The organism is Ruegeria sp. BHSC043 (assembly GCF_059612985.1).
Genome location: NZ_JBXWRS010000001.1, coordinates 397,938 through 415,867, shown reverse-complemented (window position 1 = coordinate 415,867; position 17,930 = coordinate 397,938). Strand labels below are relative to the sequence as shown.

General features: G+C 64.8%; 20 protein-coding genes. 16 read left to right on the top strand and 4 right to left on the bottom strand.

The window, feature by feature from the left end; all coding sequences use genetic code 11:
- Positions 1-7 precede the first annotated feature (7 nt).
- Together gatA and gatC are read right to left on the bottom strand one after the other, a co-directional pair.
- Positions 8-1,495: an Asp-tRNA(Asn)/Glu-tRNA(Gln) amidotransferase subunit GatA gene (gene gatA / locus AC2FMM_RS02035; RefSeq protein WP_496795657.1), complete on the bottom strand. Its 1,488-nt coding sequence runs from the start codon at positions 1,493-1,495 to the stop codon at positions 8-10.
- Between the two features lie 3 nt (positions 1,496-1,498).
- Positions 1,499-1,786: an Asp-tRNA(Asn)/Glu-tRNA(Gln) amidotransferase subunit GatC gene (gatC, locus tag AC2FMM_RS02030; RefSeq protein ID WP_496678682.1), complete on the bottom strand. Its 288-nt coding sequence runs from the start codon at positions 1,784-1,786 to the stop codon at positions 1,499-1,501.
- Between the two features lie 216 nt (positions 1,787-2,002).
- On the opposite strand from gatC, the gene AC2FMM_RS02025 reads away from it, so the two are divergent.
- The 3 genes from AC2FMM_RS02025 to AC2FMM_RS02015 all read left to right on the top strand — a co-directional run bounded on the left by AC2FMM_RS02025 (position 2,003) and on the right by AC2FMM_RS02015 (position 3,695).
- A complete protein-coding gene (locus AC2FMM_RS02025; protein WP_496678680.1) occupies positions 2,003-2,164 on the top strand; it encodes a hypothetical protein in 162 nt (53 codons plus the stop codon).
- A 202-nt stretch (positions 2,165-2,366) separates the two neighbouring features.
- Positions 2,367-2,930, top strand: coding sequence for a DUF4202 domain-containing protein (locus AC2FMM_RS02020; protein WP_496795656.1), 564 nt, complete (start codon positions 2,367-2,369; stop codon positions 2,928-2,930).
- A 6-nt stretch (positions 2,931-2,936) separates the two neighbouring features.
- Entirely contained in the window at positions 2,937-3,695 is a 759-nt protein-coding gene (locus tag AC2FMM_RS02015) for a class I SAM-dependent methyltransferase (protein ID WP_496678678.1), read from the top strand.
- On the opposite strand, the gene AC2FMM_RS02010 is transcribed toward AC2FMM_RS02015, so the two are convergent.
- Positions 3,655-4,341, bottom strand: a complete 687-nt coding sequence (locus AC2FMM_RS02010; protein WP_496795655.1) for a ceramidase domain-containing protein — start codon at positions 4,339-4,341, stop codon at positions 3,655-3,657. The genes AC2FMM_RS02015 and AC2FMM_RS02010 overlap by 41 nt on opposite strands.
- A gap of 57 nt (positions 4,342-4,398) precedes the next feature.
- Between AC2FMM_RS02010 and AC2FMM_RS02005 the strand changes: the two genes are divergently transcribed.
- Positions 4,399-5,091 carry a metal-dependent hydrolase gene (locus AC2FMM_RS02005; protein ID WP_496678675.1) on the top strand — a complete coding sequence of 231 codons (693 nt, stop codon included), beginning with the start codon at positions 4,399-4,401 and terminating at the stop codon, positions 5,089-5,091.
- Entirely contained in the window at positions 5,088-6,266 is a 1,179-nt protein-coding gene (locus tag AC2FMM_RS02000) for a M24 family metallopeptidase (RefSeq protein ID WP_496795654.1), read from the top strand. The genes AC2FMM_RS02005 and AC2FMM_RS02000 overlap by 4 nt, the downstream gene beginning before the upstream one ends.
- Before the next feature lie 7 nt (positions 6,267-6,273).
- Here AC2FMM_RS02000 and AC2FMM_RS01995 read toward each other — a convergent pair whose 3' ends face one another.
- Positions 6,274-6,744, bottom strand: coding sequence for a nucleoside deaminase (locus tag AC2FMM_RS01995; protein WP_496683533.1), 471 nt, complete (start codon positions 6,742-6,744; stop codon positions 6,274-6,276).
- Between AC2FMM_RS01995 and AC2FMM_RS01990 the strand changes: the two genes are divergently transcribed.
- The 11 genes from AC2FMM_RS01990 to AC2FMM_RS01940 all read left to right on the top strand — a co-directional run bounded on the left by AC2FMM_RS01990 (position 6,743) and on the right by AC2FMM_RS01940 (position 17,907).
- Positions 6,743-7,618, top strand: coding sequence for a pseudouridine synthase (locus tag AC2FMM_RS01990; RefSeq protein ID WP_496795653.1), 876 nt, complete (start codon positions 6,743-6,745; stop codon positions 7,616-7,618). The two genes, AC2FMM_RS01995 and AC2FMM_RS01990, sit on opposite strands and share 2 nt — an antisense overlap.
- Positions 7,619-7,795: 177 nt before the next feature.
- Positions 7,796-8,710, top strand: a complete 915-nt coding sequence (locus tag AC2FMM_RS01985; RefSeq protein WP_496795652.1) for a 5-bromo-4-chloroindolyl phosphate hydrolysis family protein — start codon at positions 7,796-7,798, stop codon at positions 8,708-8,710.
- A gap of 30 nt (positions 8,711-8,740) precedes the next feature.
- Complete coding sequence (locus AC2FMM_RS01980; RefSeq protein WP_496683541.1) at positions 8,741-9,931, top strand: toxic anion resistance protein; 1,191 nt, start codon at positions 8,741-8,743, stop codon at positions 9,929-9,931.
- An 11-nt stretch (positions 9,932-9,942) separates the two neighbouring features.
- A complete protein-coding gene (locus tag AC2FMM_RS01975; protein WP_496795651.1) occupies positions 9,943-10,896 on the top strand; it encodes a DUF2927 domain-containing protein in 954 nt (317 codons plus the stop codon).
- 22 nt (positions 10,897-10,918) lie between these two features.
- On the top strand, positions 10,919-12,067 hold the full coding sequence (locus tag AC2FMM_RS01970) for an SPFH domain-containing protein (protein WP_496741088.1): 1,149 nt from the start codon (positions 10,919-10,921) through the stop codon (positions 12,065-12,067).
- 9 nt (positions 12,068-12,076) lie between these two features.
- Positions 12,077-12,394, top strand: coding sequence for a CPCC family cysteine-rich protein (locus AC2FMM_RS01965; protein WP_496795650.1), 318 nt, complete (start codon positions 12,077-12,079; stop codon positions 12,392-12,394).
- Between the two features lie 6 nt (positions 12,395-12,400).
- The gene (locus AC2FMM_RS01960) at positions 12,401-13,516 is read left to right on the top strand and encodes a TFIIB-type zinc ribbon-containing protein (RefSeq protein ID WP_496733948.1); all 1,116 of its coding nucleotides are present in this window, start codon (positions 12,401-12,403) and stop codon (positions 13,514-13,516) included.
- A gap of 99 nt (positions 13,517-13,615) precedes the next feature.
- A complete protein-coding gene (locus tag AC2FMM_RS01955; protein WP_496795649.1) occupies positions 13,616-14,296 on the top strand; it encodes a nitroreductase in 681 nt (226 codons plus the stop codon).
- A 24-nt stretch (positions 14,297-14,320) separates the two neighbouring features.
- Positions 14,321-14,758 carry a D-aminoacyl-tRNA deacylase gene (gene dtd / locus AC2FMM_RS01950; protein ID WP_496712227.1) on the top strand — a complete coding sequence of 146 codons (438 nt, stop codon included), beginning with the start codon at positions 14,321-14,323 and terminating at the stop codon, positions 14,756-14,758.
- The gene (locus AC2FMM_RS01945; RefSeq protein WP_496795648.1) at positions 14,758-15,861 is read left to right on the top strand and encodes a glycerate kinase type-2 family protein; all 1,104 of its coding nucleotides are present in this window, start codon (positions 14,758-14,760) and stop codon (positions 15,859-15,861) included. The genes dtd and AC2FMM_RS01945 overlap by 1 nt, the downstream gene beginning before the upstream one ends.
- Before the next feature lie 51 nt (positions 15,862-15,912).
- Positions 15,913-17,907, top strand: coding sequence for a CocE/NonD family hydrolase (locus AC2FMM_RS01940; RefSeq protein WP_496795647.1), 1,995 nt, complete (start codon positions 15,913-15,915; stop codon positions 17,905-17,907).
- The last annotated feature ends 23 nt before the right edge of the window (positions 17,908-17,930 follow it).

The window sequence follows — 17,930 nt, the reverse complement described above, 5'->3', positions numbered from 1 at the left end:
CCGACCGTTACCACCATTTGCCCGGCTTGGCCACGAACCCCGCAGCGGATTCGAGCGCGTAGGCGGTGTTCAGCAGGTCGCCTTCCTCCCACGGGCGGCCGATCAGTTGCAGCCCCAGCGGCAGCCCCTGCTTGTCCAACCCGGCCGGAACCGAGATGCCCGGCAGACCGGCAAGGTTCACCGTCACGGTGAAGACGTCGTTGAGATACATCTGAACCGGGTCGGTTTCCTTCATCTCTCCCAGACCGAAGGCGGCCGACGGCGTTGCTGGGGTCAGAATCGCATCGACGCCCGCGGCGAACACGTCCTCGAAGTCTTTTTTGATCAGGGTCCGCACCTTTCGGGCGCGGTTGTAGTATGCGTCGTAGAAACCGGCCGACAGAACATAGGTGCCGACCATGACCCGGCGCTGCACCTCGTGGCCAAAGCCCTCGGCGCGGGTCTTTTCGTACATCTCGGTGATTCCATCGCCCTGCGCCAACGTCGCGCGGCGGCCATAGCGCACGCCGTCATAGCGCGCTAGGTTCGACGAGGCCTCGGCGGGCGCGATCACGTAATAGGCCGGCAGCGCGTATTTGGTGTGCGGCAGAGAGATGTCCACGATCTCGGCCCCCGCATCACGCAGCATTTCGGCGCCATCCGCCCACAGCTTTTCGATCTCGGCGGGCATGCCGTCCATCCGGTATTCCTTGGGGATACCGATCTTCTTGCCCTTGATGTCGCCGGTCAGCATCGCCTCGAAATTCGGCACCGGAATGTCGGCGCTGGTCGAATCCTTGGGGTCGTGCCCGCACATCGCCTCGAGCATGATGGCGGCGTCGCGCACGTTCTTGGTCATCGGCCCGGCCTGATCCAGCGAGGACGCAAAGGCCACGATGCCCCAGCGCGAGCAGCGGCCATAGGTCGGCTTGATGCCGGTGATGCCGGTAAAGGCGGCGGGCTGACGGATCGAGCCGCCGGTATCGGTGCCGGTCGCCGCAAGGCACAGATCGGCCGCGACTGCCGCAGCCGAGCCACCCGACGAACCGCCGGGGGTCAGCGGAGTGTCGTCATTGCCGCGCCGCCACGGGCTGACCGCGTTGCCATAGACCGAGGTTTCGTTGGACGAGCCCATGGCGAATTCGTCCATGTTCAGCTTGCCCAGCATCACCGCGCCGGCATCGGCCAGTTGCTGCGAGACGGTGGATTCGTATTCGGGCTTGAAGCCCTCCAGAATGCGGCTGGCCGCCTGACTGGGCACGCCCTTGGTGCAGAACAGGTCCTTGATGCCGATCGGCAGGCCGCACATACCGGGCGCGTCGCCGGCCTTGATGCGCTCGTCGGCCGCCTTGGCGCGCTCCAGCGCGATCTCGGGCGTCTTGTGGACGAAGGCATTGAGCGCGTCGGCCGCGTCGATGGCCGTCAGGCAGGCCTCGGTCAGATCGACCGAGGTGGTTTCACCCTTGCGCAGCGCGTCGCGGGCCTCGGCCAGGCCCAGTTTGTTCAGATCGCTCATGTCTTACTCCACCACCTTGGGAACCGCGAAAAACCCCTCGCGCGCGTCGGGGGCGTTGGACAGGATCTTGTCCTGCATGCTCCCGTCGGTCACCACGTCCTCGCGGCGCTTGAGCCGCATCGGCGTCACCGAGACCATCGGCTCGACCCCTTCGACGTCAACTTCGTTCAGCTGTTCGATGAACCCCAGGATCGTGTTGAACTCCGAGGCCAGCGCCGGCAGCGCATCATCCTCGACCTTGATCCGGGCCAGTTTGGCCACCTTGGCGGCGGTGCTTTGGTCAATCGACATGGGAAACCCTCGTGTGCGTTACAGGGGCATTTACCCGTCTGGTGCAGCAGTCGCAAGACCGCCTGCGTGCGGGAATGGTCGGGCGGCGCCGGGGCCAGACCGATCCAGAATACCCGCCACGCAAAAAAGTGAACCGTTTCGTTCACTTTTCACTTGAAGTCCGCGTGCTGCATCCCCTTATGCTGTAAACGAAACAGTTCAGTTCGGAGGAAGCCGATGAAATCGACCATGATTGCACTGTCTGTAGTTTTTGCCACCGCAGCGGCTCCGGCCTTTGCCCTGGGTGTCCCGATGGGCGACCTGACCCCGACGCTGACCTTTCCCGATCAGCACCCTTCGGATCAGGTGAGCCAGGAAAAAACCTCGCCCCGAAACTGACTTCGTTCTTGCCTCCCTGTTGGATCGGGCCGGTTTCCCCTTTTTTCCGGCCCAGTCCCCTACCTGCCCTCGTGGCGCCGCCGGCCCTGAACGGGTCGGCGCTTTTTTGTTGTGGCGCGATGCCTTATCGTACATGCACCACGCAGTATCGGGCTGGCTCAACCAGGTTTGCCGAACCCGTTTGACGAACGCAGGAGGTGTCATGACGGAGCGCAAGCAGAAGGTTCTGGACGCAATCGACGCAGCCAATTCGGCCGACCCCACCCAGGAAGACGGGCGCCCCGCTGCGCTGCTTTATGGCGAACGGATGAGCGCCGAGTTGCATCGACTGTTCCCCGACGCATCAGAGCCATTGCAGATCGCCGCCCGCGGCCAGCATGTCGAGCGCTGGAAGCTGGCCCGCTCGGCCTACCCCGAGGGGCGCGCGGGCTATCTGGCGTGGCGCAAGGCCCAAGCCGAGCATCACGCGCAGGTCGTGGCCGAGTTGATGTCCGAGGCCGGTTTCGATCAGGCCGAGATCGACGCCGCCCGCCTTATGTTGCGCAAACAGGGCATCAAGCGCGACGACGACGTTCAGGCGCTGGAGGACGTGATCTGCTTTGTCTTTCTGAAATGGTATTTTGCACCCTTCGCCGCGAAACACTCGGGCGAAAAGATTCAGCGCATCGTCGAAAAGACCGCCCGCAAGATGTCGTCTGAGGCGCGCCGACGCGTGCTGGACGAGTTCGACCTGCCCGAAGACCTGGCCCGCGCTTTCAAGGATTGACACATCATGACCGATGACATGCGATTGTTGATCGACCTGCACCTGCCCAACGACCGGCAAGGCCCCGGCAGCGACGCGGCAACGGAAATGGCGTTGAAGCTGGCGGACGTTCAAGCCGATCCCGGATTGAAGGTCGCCGACATTGGCTGCGGCACCGGAGCTGCGGCCTTCTGCCTTGCGCGCCATCTAGGCGCATCGGTGACGGCAGTGGATTTCCTGCCGGATTTTCTGGCCGAGTTGGAGAGACGCGCCCAGTTCTTGGGCCTGGCGGCCCGGATTCAGACGGTTGAGGCGTCGATGGAGGACCTGCCCTTCGACGATGCCAGCCTTGACGTGATCTGGTCGGAAGGCGCGATTTACAACATGGGGTTCGAAAACGGTCTGAACGCCTGGCGTCGGTTCCTGAAACCCGGCGGTGTCCTGGCTGTGTCCGAGCTGACTTGGCTGACCGATCAACGCCCCGAACCGCTGACACGGCACTGGGATGCCGCCTATCCCGAAGTTGCGACCGCCGGACAGAAGATCCGCCAGATCGAGACGGCCGGTTATGAACCTGTCGGCTATTTCCCGCTGGGCACCGACTGCTGGATGGACAATTACTATCTCCCTCTTCAACGCAGCTTCCCTGCCTTCCTCGACCGGCATGGCAATTCCGAGCAGGCCAAAGCCATTGTCGATGCCGAACGGGCCGAGATCGACTTGTACGAAACCTATTCCGACTTTGTCAGCTATGGGTTCTACGTGGCGCGGCGTCTGCCGGACTGACCGCATCCGTCATGGCCCGCCGGTAAACCTCGATCATCCAGCCCAGCATGGTGGCGTTCAGGATGTGCCACATAAAATGCGTTCCCATCGGGATGCGGGCGCAAAGCGGAGCATCGAGCGCGCGGAAGGTGATCGACGCGATCAGGATCGCAGCTCCGACCGCCAGACCCCAGGCCACCTGCGGCCTGCGCGCGCGCAAAAGATACGCATAGATCAGGATCAGCAACGGCACCGGAGCATATGCGGCCGACCCGCCCAGGCCGGGAACCAGTTGAAACACCGGTATGGTCAACGCCGCATAGGGGATGAACAAGGGCGTCAGCGCCGCCGCCTTCGGCGTGGATAGCTGCCAGATGTCCCGGTTCACCGCGAAGATATAGACCAAGATGAACAGTAGAATCGGCGTCGTATCCGCCAGCGCGGCCCAGACTTGCGCATGGGTATGAAACAGATAGCTGCCAATGCCGATCACCGCCAGAATGGCGACCAGCAAGTTGGCCAACGGCAGACCCTGCCCCCGCACCCGCCGCCACATCACCCATGCCGCCAACAGAAAGGCCGCGTTGGACACGGCGTTTACGGGTTCGGCCCAATAGTCCGGCGACAGGCGCTCGCAATAGCCGTCGATTTCTCGCATCCAGTCCATGGATTTTTACATAGCCGATGCTAGGCTGGCCCTGAACCGGTTTCAGGAGGGTCTTTCATGAAAATCATCTGGTTGGGGCATGGCAGCTTCCGAATTCACGCGGCGGGACAAGTCCTGCTGATCGATCCCTGGCTGAGCGGCAACCCGATGCTGCCCGAGGATCAGCACGACGCAGCCATCCAAGGCGCCACGCATATCCTGCTGACCCACGCGCATTTCGACCACGTCGCCGACGTTCTGCCGCTGGCCAAACGCCTGAACATTCCGGTGGTGGGCCAATACGACGTCATGGCCCATTGGGCCGAGGCCGAAGGGATCGAGACCATCGGCTTCAACAAAGGCGGCCGGGTCGACCTGAACGGGGTCAAGGTCGACATGGTGCCGGCCTCGCACAGCTCGACCTTCGCCACACCCGATGGCCCGCGCGCCGGCGGGTCCGAGGTGGGGTTCATCCTGTCGGCTGATGGTCATACGGTCTATGTCTCGGGTGACACCACGATCATGGCCGACATGGAGTGGATCGGCGACTATTACAAACCGGATATCGGCATTCTGTCGGCGGGCGGCTATTTCACGATGGATATGAAAGCCGCCGCCTATGCCGCCCGGCGGTATTTCGACTTCAAGACGGTGATCCCCTGCCACTACCGGACCTTCCCGATCCTGGAACAATCCGCCAAGGACCTGGCGGATGGGCTGCCGGGCGTTACCGTCATCGAGCCCGAGGTCCTGCAGGAGATCGAGCTTTGACACCCGCGCTGGCCTTCTCGGCGGAAGAATACGCGGCGCGGCTGGCCAAGACCCGTTCCGCGATGGCCCAGCGGGGTGTCGAAACCCTGCTGGTTGCGGACCCGTCGAACATGGCCTGGCTAACAGGGTATGACGGCTGGAGCTTCTACGTCCCGCAGATGGTGATCGTCCCGCGCGACGGCGCGCCCCTGTGGTGGGGCCGGACGCAGGACAAGCCCGGCGCGGCGCAGACCACCTGGCTGGACCCCAACGACCTGCACGACTGGCCCGAAGAGCATGTGCAGCACCCCGACCATCACCCGGTCGAGTCGCTGGCATCGCTGCTGCGCGAGCGCGGCTGGACAACCCATCTGGGTGTCGAGATGGACAACTATTACTACTCGGCCGCCAGCCACCGGATCTTTGAGACCGCGTTCGGCCGCGATGCGCTGATCGACGCGACCGGGTTGGTGAACTGGCAGCGTGCGGTCAAGAGCGAGGCCGAGATCGCCTTGATGCGCAAGGCCGGGCAGTTGACCGCGCATATGCACGCAGTGCTGCGCGACGGGTTCCGCGCCGGGGTTCCCAAGAACGTGCTCGTGGCCGAGGTTCAGGCGGCGGGCATCGCCGGGCTGCCGGGTCTTGCGGGCGACTATCCCGCGATTGCGCCCATCGCGCCCTCGGGGGCCGAGGCCTCGGCCTCGCACATCACTTGGAACGACCGTCCGCTGACACCGGGCGAGGCGACCTATTTCGAAATCTCGGGCTGCCATCGCCGTTATCACTGCCCGGCCAGCCGCAGCCTGTTTCTGGGTGACCCACCCGCCGATATCCGGCGCGCGGAAACCGCGATCCTCACCGCGATTGAGGACACGCTTGCCGCCGCCCGCCCCGGCGCCACCTGCGAAGAGATCGCCACCTGCGTCTATGACAGCTTTGCCCGGGCCGGCTATGTCAAAGGCAATCGCACCGGCTATCCGGTGGGCCTGAGCTATCCGCCAGATTGGGGTGAGCGCACCATGAGCCTGCGCCCCGGCGACAGCACCGTTCTGCAGGACAACATGACCTTTCACCTGATGCCGGGTCTTTGGACCCCCGATTGGGGGCTGGCCATCACCGAAACCTTCGTGATCACGCCGACGGGTGGGCAACCCTTGGCAGACATCCCCCGCGAACTGGTCGTGAAATCGGCCTGAGCGCGCCTCAGCCTTTGGGCCCGCCGCCACCGCGCTGCGCGGCAAAGAAATCGCGCAACAACCGGGCGCAGTCCTCGGCCGCGATGCCGTCATAGACGTCCGGCCTGTGATGGGCCTGAGGGTGCGAGAACACCCGCGCCCCATGCGCCACGCCGCCCGATTTCGGATCGGCGGCCCCGTAGTAGATCCGCCGAATCCGCGCCGCCGCCAGCGCCGCGGCGCACATGGCGCAGGGTTCCAGCGTGACATACAGGTCATGCCCCGTCAGACGCTCGGACCCGACGGCCCGGCAGGCGGCGCGCAGGGCCATGATCTCGGCATGCGCGGTCGGGTCGTGCAACTCGCGCGTACGGTTGCCGTCTGCCGCGATGATCCGCCCATCTGGCGCGACGATCACCGCGCCCACCGGAACCTCGCCCCGATCACCCGCCGCGCGCGCCTGTTCCAGCGCCTTGTCCATGTGCGTTCTGAAGACCATGCCCCTGACTGCCCCAGAAACCCACCTTTCGCAAGCCGCGCCGATGCGCTATGCGCAGGGCATGAGCAACACCCCTCCTCCCGGCGACCGGATCGCCAAAGTGCTGGCTCGCGCCGGCATCGCCTCGCGCCGCGAGGCCGAACGCATGATCGAAGCGGGCCGCGTGACCGTGAACGGCAAAACCATCGACAGCCCGGCGCTGAACGTCACGCCCAACGACAGGATCACCGTCGACGGCAAGCCCGTGGCCGAGCCCGAACCCGCGCGTCTGTGGCTGTATCACAAGCCAACCGGTCTGGTGACCACGAACCGCGACGAAAAAGGCCGCCCCACGATCTTCGACAACCTGCCCGAGAGCATGCCCCGCGTCATGAGCGTTGGCCGGCTGGACCTGAATTCAGAGGGCCTGTTGCTGCTGACCAATGACGGGGCCATCAAGCGCAAGCTCGAGCTGCCCTCGACCGGCTGGCTGCGCAAATACCGGGTGCGGATCAACGGCCGCCCCAAGGACGAGGACTTTGCCCCCCTGCGCCAAGGTCTTGTGATCGAGGGCGAAAGGTTCCAGCCCATGACCGTGTCGCTGGACCGCCAGCAAGGTGCGAATGCATGGCTGACGATCGGACTGCGCGAGGGCAAGAACCGAGAAATCCGCCGCGCGATCGAAGACATCGGCTTTACCGTGAACCGGCTTTTGCGCGTGTCCTACGGACCGTTCCAGCTGGGCAATCTCAAACCCGGCGAGGTCGAGGAAATCCGTCGCCGCGTTCTACGCGACCAGCTGGGCCTGGAACCCGAAACCCCACCGGCTGCTGCGAAACGCTCAAGCCGCCCCCAAAGATCCCGCAGGCCGGGCGGCAAGAAATCACGCAATTGACGCGGGTTATCGAACCTTCCCCCTAGCGCCAAGCCCCTTGATACCCTAGGTTTTCAAGGGGACAACCGCAGTTGGAGGACGTCATGTCCGGGACCGGAGTGCAAAAAATGGCCTACGCGGCCCTGCTGGTGCTGTTGTTCGGCGTCTGTACCGGTTGGCTCGGGGGGCTCTGAAGCCATGGCCAAGCGATACGGCGGAAAGTTCAGCCCCGACGGCCAGTCCGACACCGACGCGCCCGCCCAGCGCGGGCAATACGATGGCGCCCGGGTGAACCCGGTCGGCGCACGCGCCAATGTCCTGTTCGTTCCGGCGATCCCTCTGGTCTTTTTGTCGCTCAACGACGGCGCGATCGGGATGACCCTGGGATTGCTCGCCGCCGGCATTCTGACCGCTGCAGCCTTTCTGCTGCGTGAAGGGCTGAAAGCCGAAGATGCCTACAACGCGCGCCGCACCGCGCGCCGCCCAGCCTTTCCCCGCAAGATCTTCTCGTCCGTTTTGACCGGGCTTGGGGTGGGTCTGGCCGCCTATCGCAACGACTATCTGGATGCCGAGGCCGCCAGCCAGGTCAGCCTCCTAGCGCCGATCTTGTTCGGCGGCGTGGCCACGACCCTGCATTCCGTCGCCTTCGGCCTCGACCCGATGAAAAACAAGGGCATGGAGGGCGTGGACACCTATCAGCAAGACCGGGTTGCCCGCGTGGTCGAAGATGCCGAAGCGCATCTGAACCAGATGTCGGATGCCATCAAACGGGCCGGCGACCGCAGGATCGAAGCCCGGGTCGAGCGGTTTCAAACCACCGCTCGCGATCTGTTCCGTACGGTCGAGGAGGATCCTCGCGATCTGGCCGGTGCCCGCAAATACCTGACCGTCTATCTGCAGGGAGCCCGCGATGCGACGATCAAGTTTGCCGATGTATATGCGCGCACCCGCGACCCACAGGCTCTGTCCGATTACTCGGCGCTGCTGGACGACCTCGAGCAGAATTTCTCGGCCCGCACCCGAAAGATGCTATTGGATGACCGCAGTGATCTGACGGTCGAAATCGACGTGCTGCGCGAAAGGCTGCAGCGCGAAGGCGTCCGGCTGGACTGACCGGCCAAACCAAGAACAGGGAAGCTTCTCATGTCTGACGAAATCAAGAAAAAGGCGGCCGAGGCCGAAACGCTGGTTCAGGAAGTTGTGGCCGTCGCGTTGCCCGAGCCGAGTTCCGAGATCGTGCCTTTGGAAGAAGCCGACGAACCGGTCGGCGCCGAGATCCGCAAGCGCATGGCCGAGATCGACATGGGCGACACCAACTCGATCGTGTCCTTCGGGTCGGCTGCGCAGGCCGAGCTGCAGGAAATCAGCCAGGCCATGCTGGCTGACGTTCGCAACAAGGATGTCGGGCCCGCCGGCGACAGCCTGCGCGACATCGTCACCACGATCCGTGGCTTTTCCGTGTCTGAACTGGACGTGCGCCGCGAGCGCAGTTGGTGGGAGAAACTGCTGGGCCGCGCCGCGCCTTTCGCGAAGTTCACCGCGCGCTACGAAGAGGTGCAGGATCAGATCGACCGGATCACCGACAACCTTCTGTCGCACGAACACACGCTGCTGAAGGACATCAAGTCGCTGGACCTGCTGTATGAAAAGACGCTGGATTTCTATGATGAACTGGCGCTGTACATCGCGGCCGGCGAAGAAAAGCTGACCGAACTGGACAGCCATGACATCCCCGAGAAAGAGGCCGAGGTGCAGGCCGCCCCGGAAGATCAGCAGGTGATGAAGGCGCAGGAACTGCGCGACCTGCGGGCCGCCCGCGACGATCTGGAACGCCGTGTGCATGACCTGAAGCTGACGCGGCAGGTGACGATGCAATCGTTGCCCTCGATCCGGCTGGTTCAGGAAAACGACAAGTCACTGGTGACCAAGATCAACTCGACCTTGGTGAACACCGTGCCGCTGTGGGAAACCCAACTGGCGCAGGCGGTAACTATCCAGCGCAGCGCCGAGGCCGCAGCCGCCGTGCGCGACGCCAACGATCTGACGAACGAGTTGCTGACCTCGAACGCCGCAAACCTGCGCCAGTCGAACAAGATGATCCGCGAGGAAATGGAACGCGGCGTGTTCGACATCGAAGCCGTCAAGAAGGCCAACGAAGATCTGATCGGCACCATCAATGAAAGCCTCGCCATCGCAGATGAGGGCAAAGCCCGCCGCGCCGCCGCCGAGCAAGAGCTGAAGAAAATGGAGGCGGAACTGCGCGACACGCTGGCCTCGGCCAAGGCCCGCAAAGACGGGTTGGGCGACACCGCCGGAACGGCCGTGCCGAAATAAGGGCTGCGCGCATGCGGATGGGGCATCTTCTTGGGCGCATCTGCGGCTTGGGCGTATTGCTGATCGTCGCCGGCTGCGACGATCCGCTCAAGACGTCGCTGGCGCCGCAGGCTCGACCCGAGGCTGCTCCATCCGCTGATGTCTACGTTGAACCTTCGGCCGCCAGCCGGGACCTGGCCCGCTACTACGAGCGGGTCGAGCGCGACCTGCTGACGCGCGGCCTGCTGCGCACCGACGGGGGCGGGCCGGATACCCCGTATGACGCCGACGATCTGGCGCGGAATTTCGAAACCATCGCGTTTTACAATGAGTATCCCGGCACCACTGTTTCGGCGGGCGGGCAACGCGTCGGTGGGCGCCTGAGCCGCTGGGCCAGCCCGGTCCGCGTTGCGGTCGAGTTCGGTCCCTCGGTTCCGCCACAGCGCCGCGCGGCGGACAGTGCCGATGTACAGGCCTTCTCGGCCCGGTTGGCGGCCCTGACCGGCCATCCCGTGTCCTCGGTCAGCCGCAACGGCAATTTCCACGTCTTCATCGCCGGTCAGGATGACACCGAATATGTGCAGGCCCGGCTGCGTCAGCTGATCCCCGGCATCGCGCAAGAGCAACTGGATCTGTTCGCGGATCTGCCACGCTCGTTCTATTGTTTTGTCTTCGCCTCGGCCACGCGCGGGGCGCCGAACACCTATACGCGCGCCGTCGCCCTGGTGCGCGCCGAGCAACCCGACCTCATGCGTCTGAGCTGCATCCACGAGGAAATCGCCCAGGGGCTGGGGCTGCCCAATGACAGCCCCCGGGCGCGGCCTTCGATCTTCAATGATGACGACGAATTCGCCCTACTGACCAGCCATGACGAAAAGCTGCTGACTATGTTGTATGATCCGCGCCTGAAACCCGGCATGACCGCGCAAGAGGCCGCGCCGGTGGTGCGGATCATCGCCCGTGAATTGATGGGGCAATCGCTTTGACCCCGATGACAGGAGAACCCAGATGGGAATTTTCGATTTTCTGACCGGAGAATTCATTGATGTCATTCATTGGGTGGACGACACCCGCGACACGATGGTCTGGCGGTTCGAGCGCGAGGGACACGAGATCAAGTATGGCGCCAAGCTGACCGTGCGCGAAGGCCAGGCGGCCGTATTCGTGCACGAGGGCCAGCTGGCCGACGTGTTCACGCCCGGCCTCTACATGCTTGAAACCAACAACATGCCGATCATGACGACGCTGCAGCATTGGGATCACGGGTTCCAGTCGCCGTTCAAGTCCGAGATCTATTTCGTCAACACGACCCGGTTCAATGACCTGAAATGGGGCACCAAGAACCCGATCATGCTGCGCGACCCCGAATTTGGCCCGACCCGGATCCGCGCCTATGGCACATACACGATCCGGGTCAAGGACCCGGCCCGTTTCCTGGTCGAGATCGTGGGCACCGATGGCGAGTTCACCATGGACGAGATCAGCTTTCAGATCCGCAACATCATCGTGCAGGAATTCAGCCGGGTGATCGCGGGGGCAGGCATCCCGGTTCTGGACATGGCCGCCAACACCGCCGATCTGGGCAAGCTGATCGCGGCCGAGGTCTCGCCGGTGCTGGACGGTTATGGGCTTGAGATGCCGGAATTCTACATCGAGAACATCTCGTTGCCGCCGGCGGTCGAGGCGGCGCTGGACAAGCGCACCTCGATGGGGCTGGCGGGGGATCTGGGCAAGTTCACCCAGTATTCGGCGGCCGAGGCGATGACGGCGGCAGCCAGCAACCCAAGCGGTGGCGGCGGCATGGGCGCAGGCCTCGGCATGGGCATGGGGATGGCGATGGCAAACCAGATGTCGAACATGGCAGCGGGTCGGCCGTCAGGCCCGTGGGGCGCGCCCGCGCCCGCTGCCCCGCAACCGGCCGCGCATGTGGCCCCGCCGCCTCCGCCTCCGGTCGAGCATGTGTGGCATATCGCGGTAGACGGTCAGACCAGCGGGCCGTTCTCGAAGGCCAAGATGGGCCGCATGGCCAGCGCGGGCGAGATTTCGCGGGACACCTTCGTGTGGACACCAGGTCAGGACGGATGGAAGAAAGCGGGCGAGGTGCAGGAACTCGCGCAGCTTTTCACGATTCTGCCGCCTCCGCCGCCCGAGGCATGAGGCATCGGCATGACCGCATCGCGGAAACGCTCGAAGACAGGCGGGCGCAAAGCGCCGCAGCCGCCGCAATTCATCTGCCCGTGCTGCGGTTATGTCACCCTGGCCGAGCGCGGGGCCTATCTGATTTGCGCGATCTGCTTTTGGGAGGACGAGGACATTCTGTACGACAAGAACCCCCGCGAACCCTCTGCCGCCAACCACGGCCTGACGCTGGCCGAGGCGCGCGAGAATTTCGGGGCGATCGGGACCTGCGAGGCCGCGATGCTGCCGCATGTCCTGCCCGAGGAGCAGCGCGCAGCCTATCTTCACTTTCCCGCCGACAACTGACCACCTATGACCCAGCCCCCTGCCCCACCACCCGGCTCTGCGGAACACCGTTTTCCATGTGACAATTGTGGCGCGGACTATCGCTTCGATCCGCAATCCGGCACGCTGACCTGTGACCATTGCGGCCATTCCGAACCGATCGGTGCTGGTCCTTGGGGAGGCGCCAGCCTGCGCGAGCTGGACTTCGACGCGGCCATCGCCGACCGCCTGCCCGACAGCGAGATCGAAGAGACGCGGGTTCTGACCTGCCCCAACTGCGCGGCGCAGGTCGAGTTCGACCCCAACACCCACGCCGCGGAATGCCCGTTCTGCGCCACCCCGGTCGTGACCGATACCGGCGTGAACCGGCACATCAAACCGCGCGGCGTACTGCCATTTGCGCTTGACGAACGCGCCGCGCACAAGGCCATGAGCGACTGGCTGGGGCGACTGTGGTTCGCGCCGAACGGGCTCAAGGACTACGCCCGCAAAGGCCGCAGGATGCAGGGTATCTATGTGCCCTACTGGACGTTCGACGCCGATACGAAATCGGCCTATCGCGGCGAACGGGGCGTGGTCTATTACGAAACCCGGACCGTGATGCGTGACGGCAAGCGGGTGCAACAGCAGGTACCCAAGGTGCGCTGGACACCGAAATCCGGCCGGGTGGCCCGGTTCTTCGATGACGTGCTGGTGCTGGCCTCGCAATCCTTGCCCAAATCATACACCGACGCGCTGCAACCTTGGGACCTGCCCGCGCTGGAACCCTATCAGCCCGAGTACCTGGCCGGGTTCCGGGCCGAGGCCTATACGGTCGATTTGCAGCAAGGCTATCAGGAGGCCCGCGGCCACATGGCCCGCGTGATCGAGCGCGACGTCCGCTTTGACATCGGCGGCGACCGGCAGCGCATCCACGCGATCGAAACCGACATCCGCGACGTGACCTTCAAGCACATCCTGCTGCCCGTCTGGATGGCCGCCTACAAGTATCGCGGCCAGACCTATCGCTTTGTCGTCAACGGTCGCACCGGTCAGGTGCAGGGTGAACGGCCCTGGTCGGCGATCAAGATCACGATTGCGGTCGTCCTGGGCCTGCTGGCGGCAGCCGGCATCGGGTATCTGGTGGCGACCGGACAGCAATGACCGCTGGGTTCCGCCGCCGAAAACTCTGCCGCGGAACCCCTTGAACATCCCCGGCTTCTCACCCATCCTGCCGCCGGCTGCCCCGGAGGAGAGGACGACGTGACCCTGGCCGATCTGAACACGCTTCTGACCGCGCGCCATTCCTGCCGCGCCTTCCGGCCCGATCCGGTGCCGCGGGGTGACATCGAACGGATTCTGACCAGCGCGGCCCGGGTGCCCAGCTGGTGCAACGCGCAGCCCTGGCAGGTGGTCGTGACCAGCGGCGCGGAAACGGATGCGTTCCGCAGCGCTTTGCGGGCCGAGGCCGAGACAGGCCAGGCGGAGCCCGACCTGCCCTTTCCGACCGGCTATTCCGGCGTTTATCAGGACCGGCGCCGCGCCTGCGGATGGGCCCTGTACCAGGCAGTAGGCGTAGAGAAGGGCGACCGCGCCGGATCGGCCCGGCAGATGATGGAAAACTTCAACCTGTTCGGCGCCCCGCATTGCGCCGTCCTGTCCAGCCCGGCGGAACTCGGCCCCTATGGCGCGATGGATTGCGGCGGGTTTGTCACGGCTTTCACACTGGCGGCACAGGCCTTGGGCATCGCCACGATCCCGCAGGCGGCGGTGGCCGCCTATGGGCCGTTCTTGCACCGCTATTTCAACATCCCCGATAACCGGCTGATCCTTTGCGCGATTTCCTTCGGCTATCCGGATACCGACCATCCGGCCAACCAATTTCGGACCGAGCGCGCCACGCTGGACGAGTTCGTCACCTGGCGTGGGGCTTCGGCCGAGTGAGCGGAGTTTGAGAAAGACACCGATATGCGCGCATTGATACAAAGGGTGTCCGAGGCATCGGTCTCGGTCGAGGGGCAAGTCATCGGCCAGTGCGGGCCGGGGCTGCTGGTGCTGGTCTGCGCCATGCAGGGTGACGACGACTCCCGCGCCGAGCAACTGGCGGCAAAGATTGCCAAGCTGCGGATCTTCAAGGATGACGCGGGCAAGATGAACCGGTCCGTGCTGGACATCGGCGGCTCGGTCCTTGTGGTAAGCCAGTTCACGTTGGCTGCCGACACCTCGCGCGGGAACCGCCCCGGATTTGCGGCGGCCGCCGATCCCGCAACCGGCGAACGCCTGTACGAACACTTTGCCCACGCGCTGGCCGCGCTTGGCGTTCCGACCGAAACCGGGTCTTTCGGAGCGGATATGGCGGTGTCCCTGATCAATGACGGCCCGGTTACGATCTGGATGGACATGTGATGACGATGCAGGATCAGGCGATCGCGATCTGGAAGGCTGGCGTTGCCGCCGTTGACGGCTATGGCGCGGTCAAGGCGGCGCTGCCCGATGTTCCGCGCCCCGATCAGATTCTGGCGGTAGGCAAGGCCGCGGCGGCGATGATGAATGCAGCGCAGGATCATTTCGGCAAGACACCGGGCCTTGTGGTCACGAAAGACGGCCATGCCGAAGGGCTGCCGTCACATCTGCAGATCATCGAAGCCTCTCACCCCGTGCCCGATGCCCGCAGCCTGAAGGGCGGCCAGGCTCTGCGCGCGGCGGTTCAGGCCATGGGTCCCGGCAAGCATCTGTTGCTGCTGGTCTCGGGCGGTGCGTCCTCGCTGGCCGAGGATCTGGTGCCGGGGGCCACCCTCGAAGATCTGGCGCGGCTGAACGCGCAGCTGCTGTCCGAGGGCCTGGACATCACCGCCATGAACGCCCGCCGGCGCGAGATGTCGCGGATCAAGGGCGGGGGCCTGCTGGCCGGTTTCGGCGGAGCGCGCGCGACGGTCCTGGCCATTTCGGACGTACCGGGGGACGACATCGGCGTCATCGGATCGGGCATCGGCGCCGCACCCGAAGCCCCTCAATTCGAAGCCAGAGTCGAGATCATTGCCTCGAACGCACATGCACGCCGCGCCGCAGCCTACGCGGCACGTGCCGCCGGTCTAGACGTTCTGGCCGAGGAAGAGTCCCTGCACGACGACTATCTGTCCGTCGCCGCTGATATCGGCGCGCGGCTTCGCCAGATGCTGCCGGGCGCGATGATCTTTGGCGGAGAGCCGACGGTTGTCCTGCCCGAAAACCCGGGACGAGGCGGACGGAACCAGGCGCTGGCCCTGGCGCTGGCGCGCGAGATTCAGGGATGCGAGGGGCTGTGTGTCGTGGTCGGTGGAACCGACGGAACCGACGGGCCGACCGATGCGGCCGGCGGTGTCGTGACCGGCGCGACATGGGCCAATGGGGCGGACAAGGCCTTGCGCGATGCCGATGCGGGCTCGTTCCTTGACCGGGTCGGCGCTTTGCTGGTGACCGGCCCCACGGGAACCAATGTCATGGATCTGGTTGTCGCAACAAAGGAATGAATTGACGCTTTTCCTCTCACACCATCCGCCGATGCGCCCGAGACTGGACGCATGACACAGGCGAAAAACTCACTAGCCGAGATCGAAGAGGTTCCGGACCAAGGCATCATTCTGTCGGATGGCTGCCGCCTGTCGGCGCGGATCTGGCGCCCTGTCGATGTGGTGCAGCACCCGGTGCCCGCTATCCTGGAATACCTGCCTTATCGCAAGCGCGACGGCACGACGGCGCGCGATGCCCTGACCCATCCTTGGTTTGCCAAACGGGGTTACGCCTGCATCCGCGTCGACATGCGCGGCAATGGTGACAGCCAGGGACTGATGGAGGATGAATACACCCAGCAGGAACTGGATGACGCCGTCGAAGTGATCGAGTGGCTGGCCCAACAGCCCTGGTGCAGCGGCGCGGTCGGGATGATGGGGATCAGCTGGGGCGGCTTCAACGCGCTGCAGGTGGCGGCGCTGCAGCCCGCCCCGTTGAAGGCCATCATCACCTTATGTTCGACCGCCGACCGCTATGCCGATGACATCCACTACAAGGGCGGCTGCCTGCTGAACGAGAATCTGGGCTGGGGGGCCACCATGTGGTCGTATTCGTCCCGCCCGCCCGACCCAGCGCTGCGTGACGACTGGCGCGAGATGTGGCTGCAGCGGTTGAAGGCCGAACCGTTCCTGCCCGCGGTCTGGCTGCGGCACCAGACCCGTGATGCCTATTGGCGGCATGGGTCTGTCTGCGAAGACCCCGGCGCGATCCGGGCCGCGACTCTGGCGGTGGGCGGCTGGGGCGATGCCTACAAGAACACGGTGCCCTGGCTGGTCGAGAACCTGACCGCGCCCGTCAAAGGCATCGTCGGCCCCTGGGTGCATAAGTATCCGCATTTTGCCGTGCCCGAACCACGCATCGGCTTCCTGCAAGAGGCGCTGCGCTGGTGGGACCGCTGGTTGAAGGGCGAAGAGACCGGCGTCGAACAGGACCCGGCCTATCGCGCCTATCTGATGGATGGCGTGCGCCCGGCGCGCTGGTATGCCGAGCGCCCGGGCCATTGGATCACCGAGGATGACGGCGCTACGTCCCACCTGCCGACTGTCACCCTGCCCCTTTCCGATTCAGGGCTGGGTGTGGACGGACCGCTGAATGCCCGCGTCCGCTCGCCCCATCACTGCGGGATGGATGGCGGCGAGTATTGCGCCATCTGGCTGGGTCCCGACATGCCCGGCGACCAGCGGGCCGATGACGCACTGTCCGCCTGTTTCGACACCGCGCCACTGGCCGAAGACTTGAATCTGGTCGGCGCGCCGCGCATCCGGTTGACACTTGCCGCCGACCGGCCCCAGGCACAGATCGCCGTGCGCCTGAACCATGTGCACCCGGATGGCGCCTCGACCCGGATCACCTATGGCGTGCTGAACCTGGCCCACCGGGACAGCCATGCCGACCCGCGCCCGCTGAAACCCGGAGAGCCTTGCGACATCGCGCTGGATCTCGACCACATCGCCTATCGTGTGCCCAAGGGGCACCGCTTGCGCATCGCGATCTCGAGCGCGTACTGGCCGTTGATCTGGCCCACGCCCGAAACCGCCGAACTGCACCTGAGCGGCGGTAACCTGACCCTGCCCCTTCGCCCCCGGGCCAATGGCGATGAATGCGTCTTTCCGCCGCCCGACGCTGAGACCGCATGGCAGGTCCGCCACCTGCGTCCCTCCAACCACGCCCGCCGCGTCGAAACGGACATGACCACCGGCCTGATCCACTTGGTCATCGAGGACGATTTCGGACTGGTCCAGGATGCCGACCACGGTCTGATCAGCGGCGGCACCGCGCACGAGAAATGGACCATCCACCCCGACGATCCCCTCTCTGCGCGCGGCGATTGCGCCTGGGTGCAGGAGCTGGAACGCGACGCGCTGCGCCTACGCACCGAGGCGCGCTGCGAGATGTGGGCGGACCTGACCCATTTTCACCTGCGGGCGACGCTCGACGCGTTCGAGAATGATACGCCCATCTTTTCAAAATCACTGGAGGACAGCATCCCGCGCTATCAGATGTGATGGACAGGCCCCCGCGGCACCCG

What these genes read in the sequence shown, in the direction of transcription:
- gatA (WP_496795657.1), bottom strand. Translation starts at nt 1,495, where the DNA reads ATGAGCGATCTGAACAAACTGGGCCTGGCCGAGGCCCGCGACGCGCTG.
- gatC (WP_496678682.1), bottom strand. Translation starts at nt 1,786, where the DNA reads ATGTCGATTGACCAAAGCACCGCCGCCAAGGTGGCCAAACTGGCCCGG.
- AC2FMM_RS02025 (WP_496678680.1), top strand. Translation starts at nt 2,003, where the DNA reads ATGAAATCGACCATGATTGCACTGTCTGTAGTTTTTGCCACCGCAGCG.
- AC2FMM_RS02020 (WP_496795656.1), top strand. Translation starts at nt 2,367, where the DNA reads ATGACGGAGCGCAAGCAGAAGGTTCTGGACGCAATCGACGCAGCCAAT.
- AC2FMM_RS02015 (WP_496678678.1), top strand. Translation starts at nt 2,937, where the DNA reads ATGACCGATGACATGCGATTGTTGATCGACCTGCACCTGCCCAACGAC.
- AC2FMM_RS02010 (WP_496795655.1), bottom strand. Translation starts at nt 4,341, where the DNA reads ATGGACTGGATGCGAGAAATCGACGGCTATTGCGAGCGCCTGTCGCCG.
- AC2FMM_RS02005 (WP_496678675.1), top strand. Translation starts at nt 4,399, where the DNA reads ATGAAAATCATCTGGTTGGGGCATGGCAGCTTCCGAATTCACGCGGCG.
- AC2FMM_RS01990 (WP_496795653.1), top strand. Translation starts at nt 6,743, where the DNA reads ATGCCCCTGACTGCCCCAGAAACCCACCTTTCGCAAGCCGCGCCGATG.
- AC2FMM_RS01995 (WP_496683533.1), bottom strand. Translation starts at nt 6,744, where the DNA reads ATGGTCTTCAGAACGCACATGGACAAGGCGCTGGAACAGGCGCGCGCG.
- AC2FMM_RS01985 (WP_496795652.1), top strand. Translation starts at nt 7,796, where the DNA reads ATGGCCAAGCGATACGGCGGAAAGTTCAGCCCCGACGGCCAGTCCGAC.
- AC2FMM_RS01980 (WP_496683541.1), top strand. Translation starts at nt 8,741, where the DNA reads ATGTCTGACGAAATCAAGAAAAAGGCGGCCGAGGCCGAAACGCTGGTT.
- AC2FMM_RS01975 (WP_496795651.1), top strand. Translation starts at nt 9,943, where the DNA reads ATGCGGATGGGGCATCTTCTTGGGCGCATCTGCGGCTTGGGCGTATTG.
- AC2FMM_RS01970 (WP_496741088.1), top strand. Translation starts at nt 10,919, where the DNA reads ATGGGAATTTTCGATTTTCTGACCGGAGAATTCATTGATGTCATTCAT.
- AC2FMM_RS01965 (WP_496795650.1), top strand. Translation starts at nt 12,077, where the DNA reads ATGACCGCATCGCGGAAACGCTCGAAGACAGGCGGGCGCAAAGCGCCG.
- AC2FMM_RS01960 (WP_496733948.1), top strand. Translation starts at nt 12,401, where the DNA reads ATGACCCAGCCCCCTGCCCCACCACCCGGCTCTGCGGAACACCGTTTT.
- dtd (WP_496712227.1), top strand. Translation starts at nt 14,321, where the DNA reads ATGCGCGCATTGATACAAAGGGTGTCCGAGGCATCGGTCTCGGTCGAG.
- AC2FMM_RS01945 (WP_496795648.1), top strand. Translation starts at nt 14,758, where the DNA reads ATGACGATGCAGGATCAGGCGATCGCGATCTGGAAGGCTGGCGTTGCC.
- AC2FMM_RS01940 (WP_496795647.1), top strand. Translation starts at nt 15,913, where the DNA reads ATGACACAGGCGAAAAACTCACTAGCCGAGATCGAAGAGGTTCCGGAC.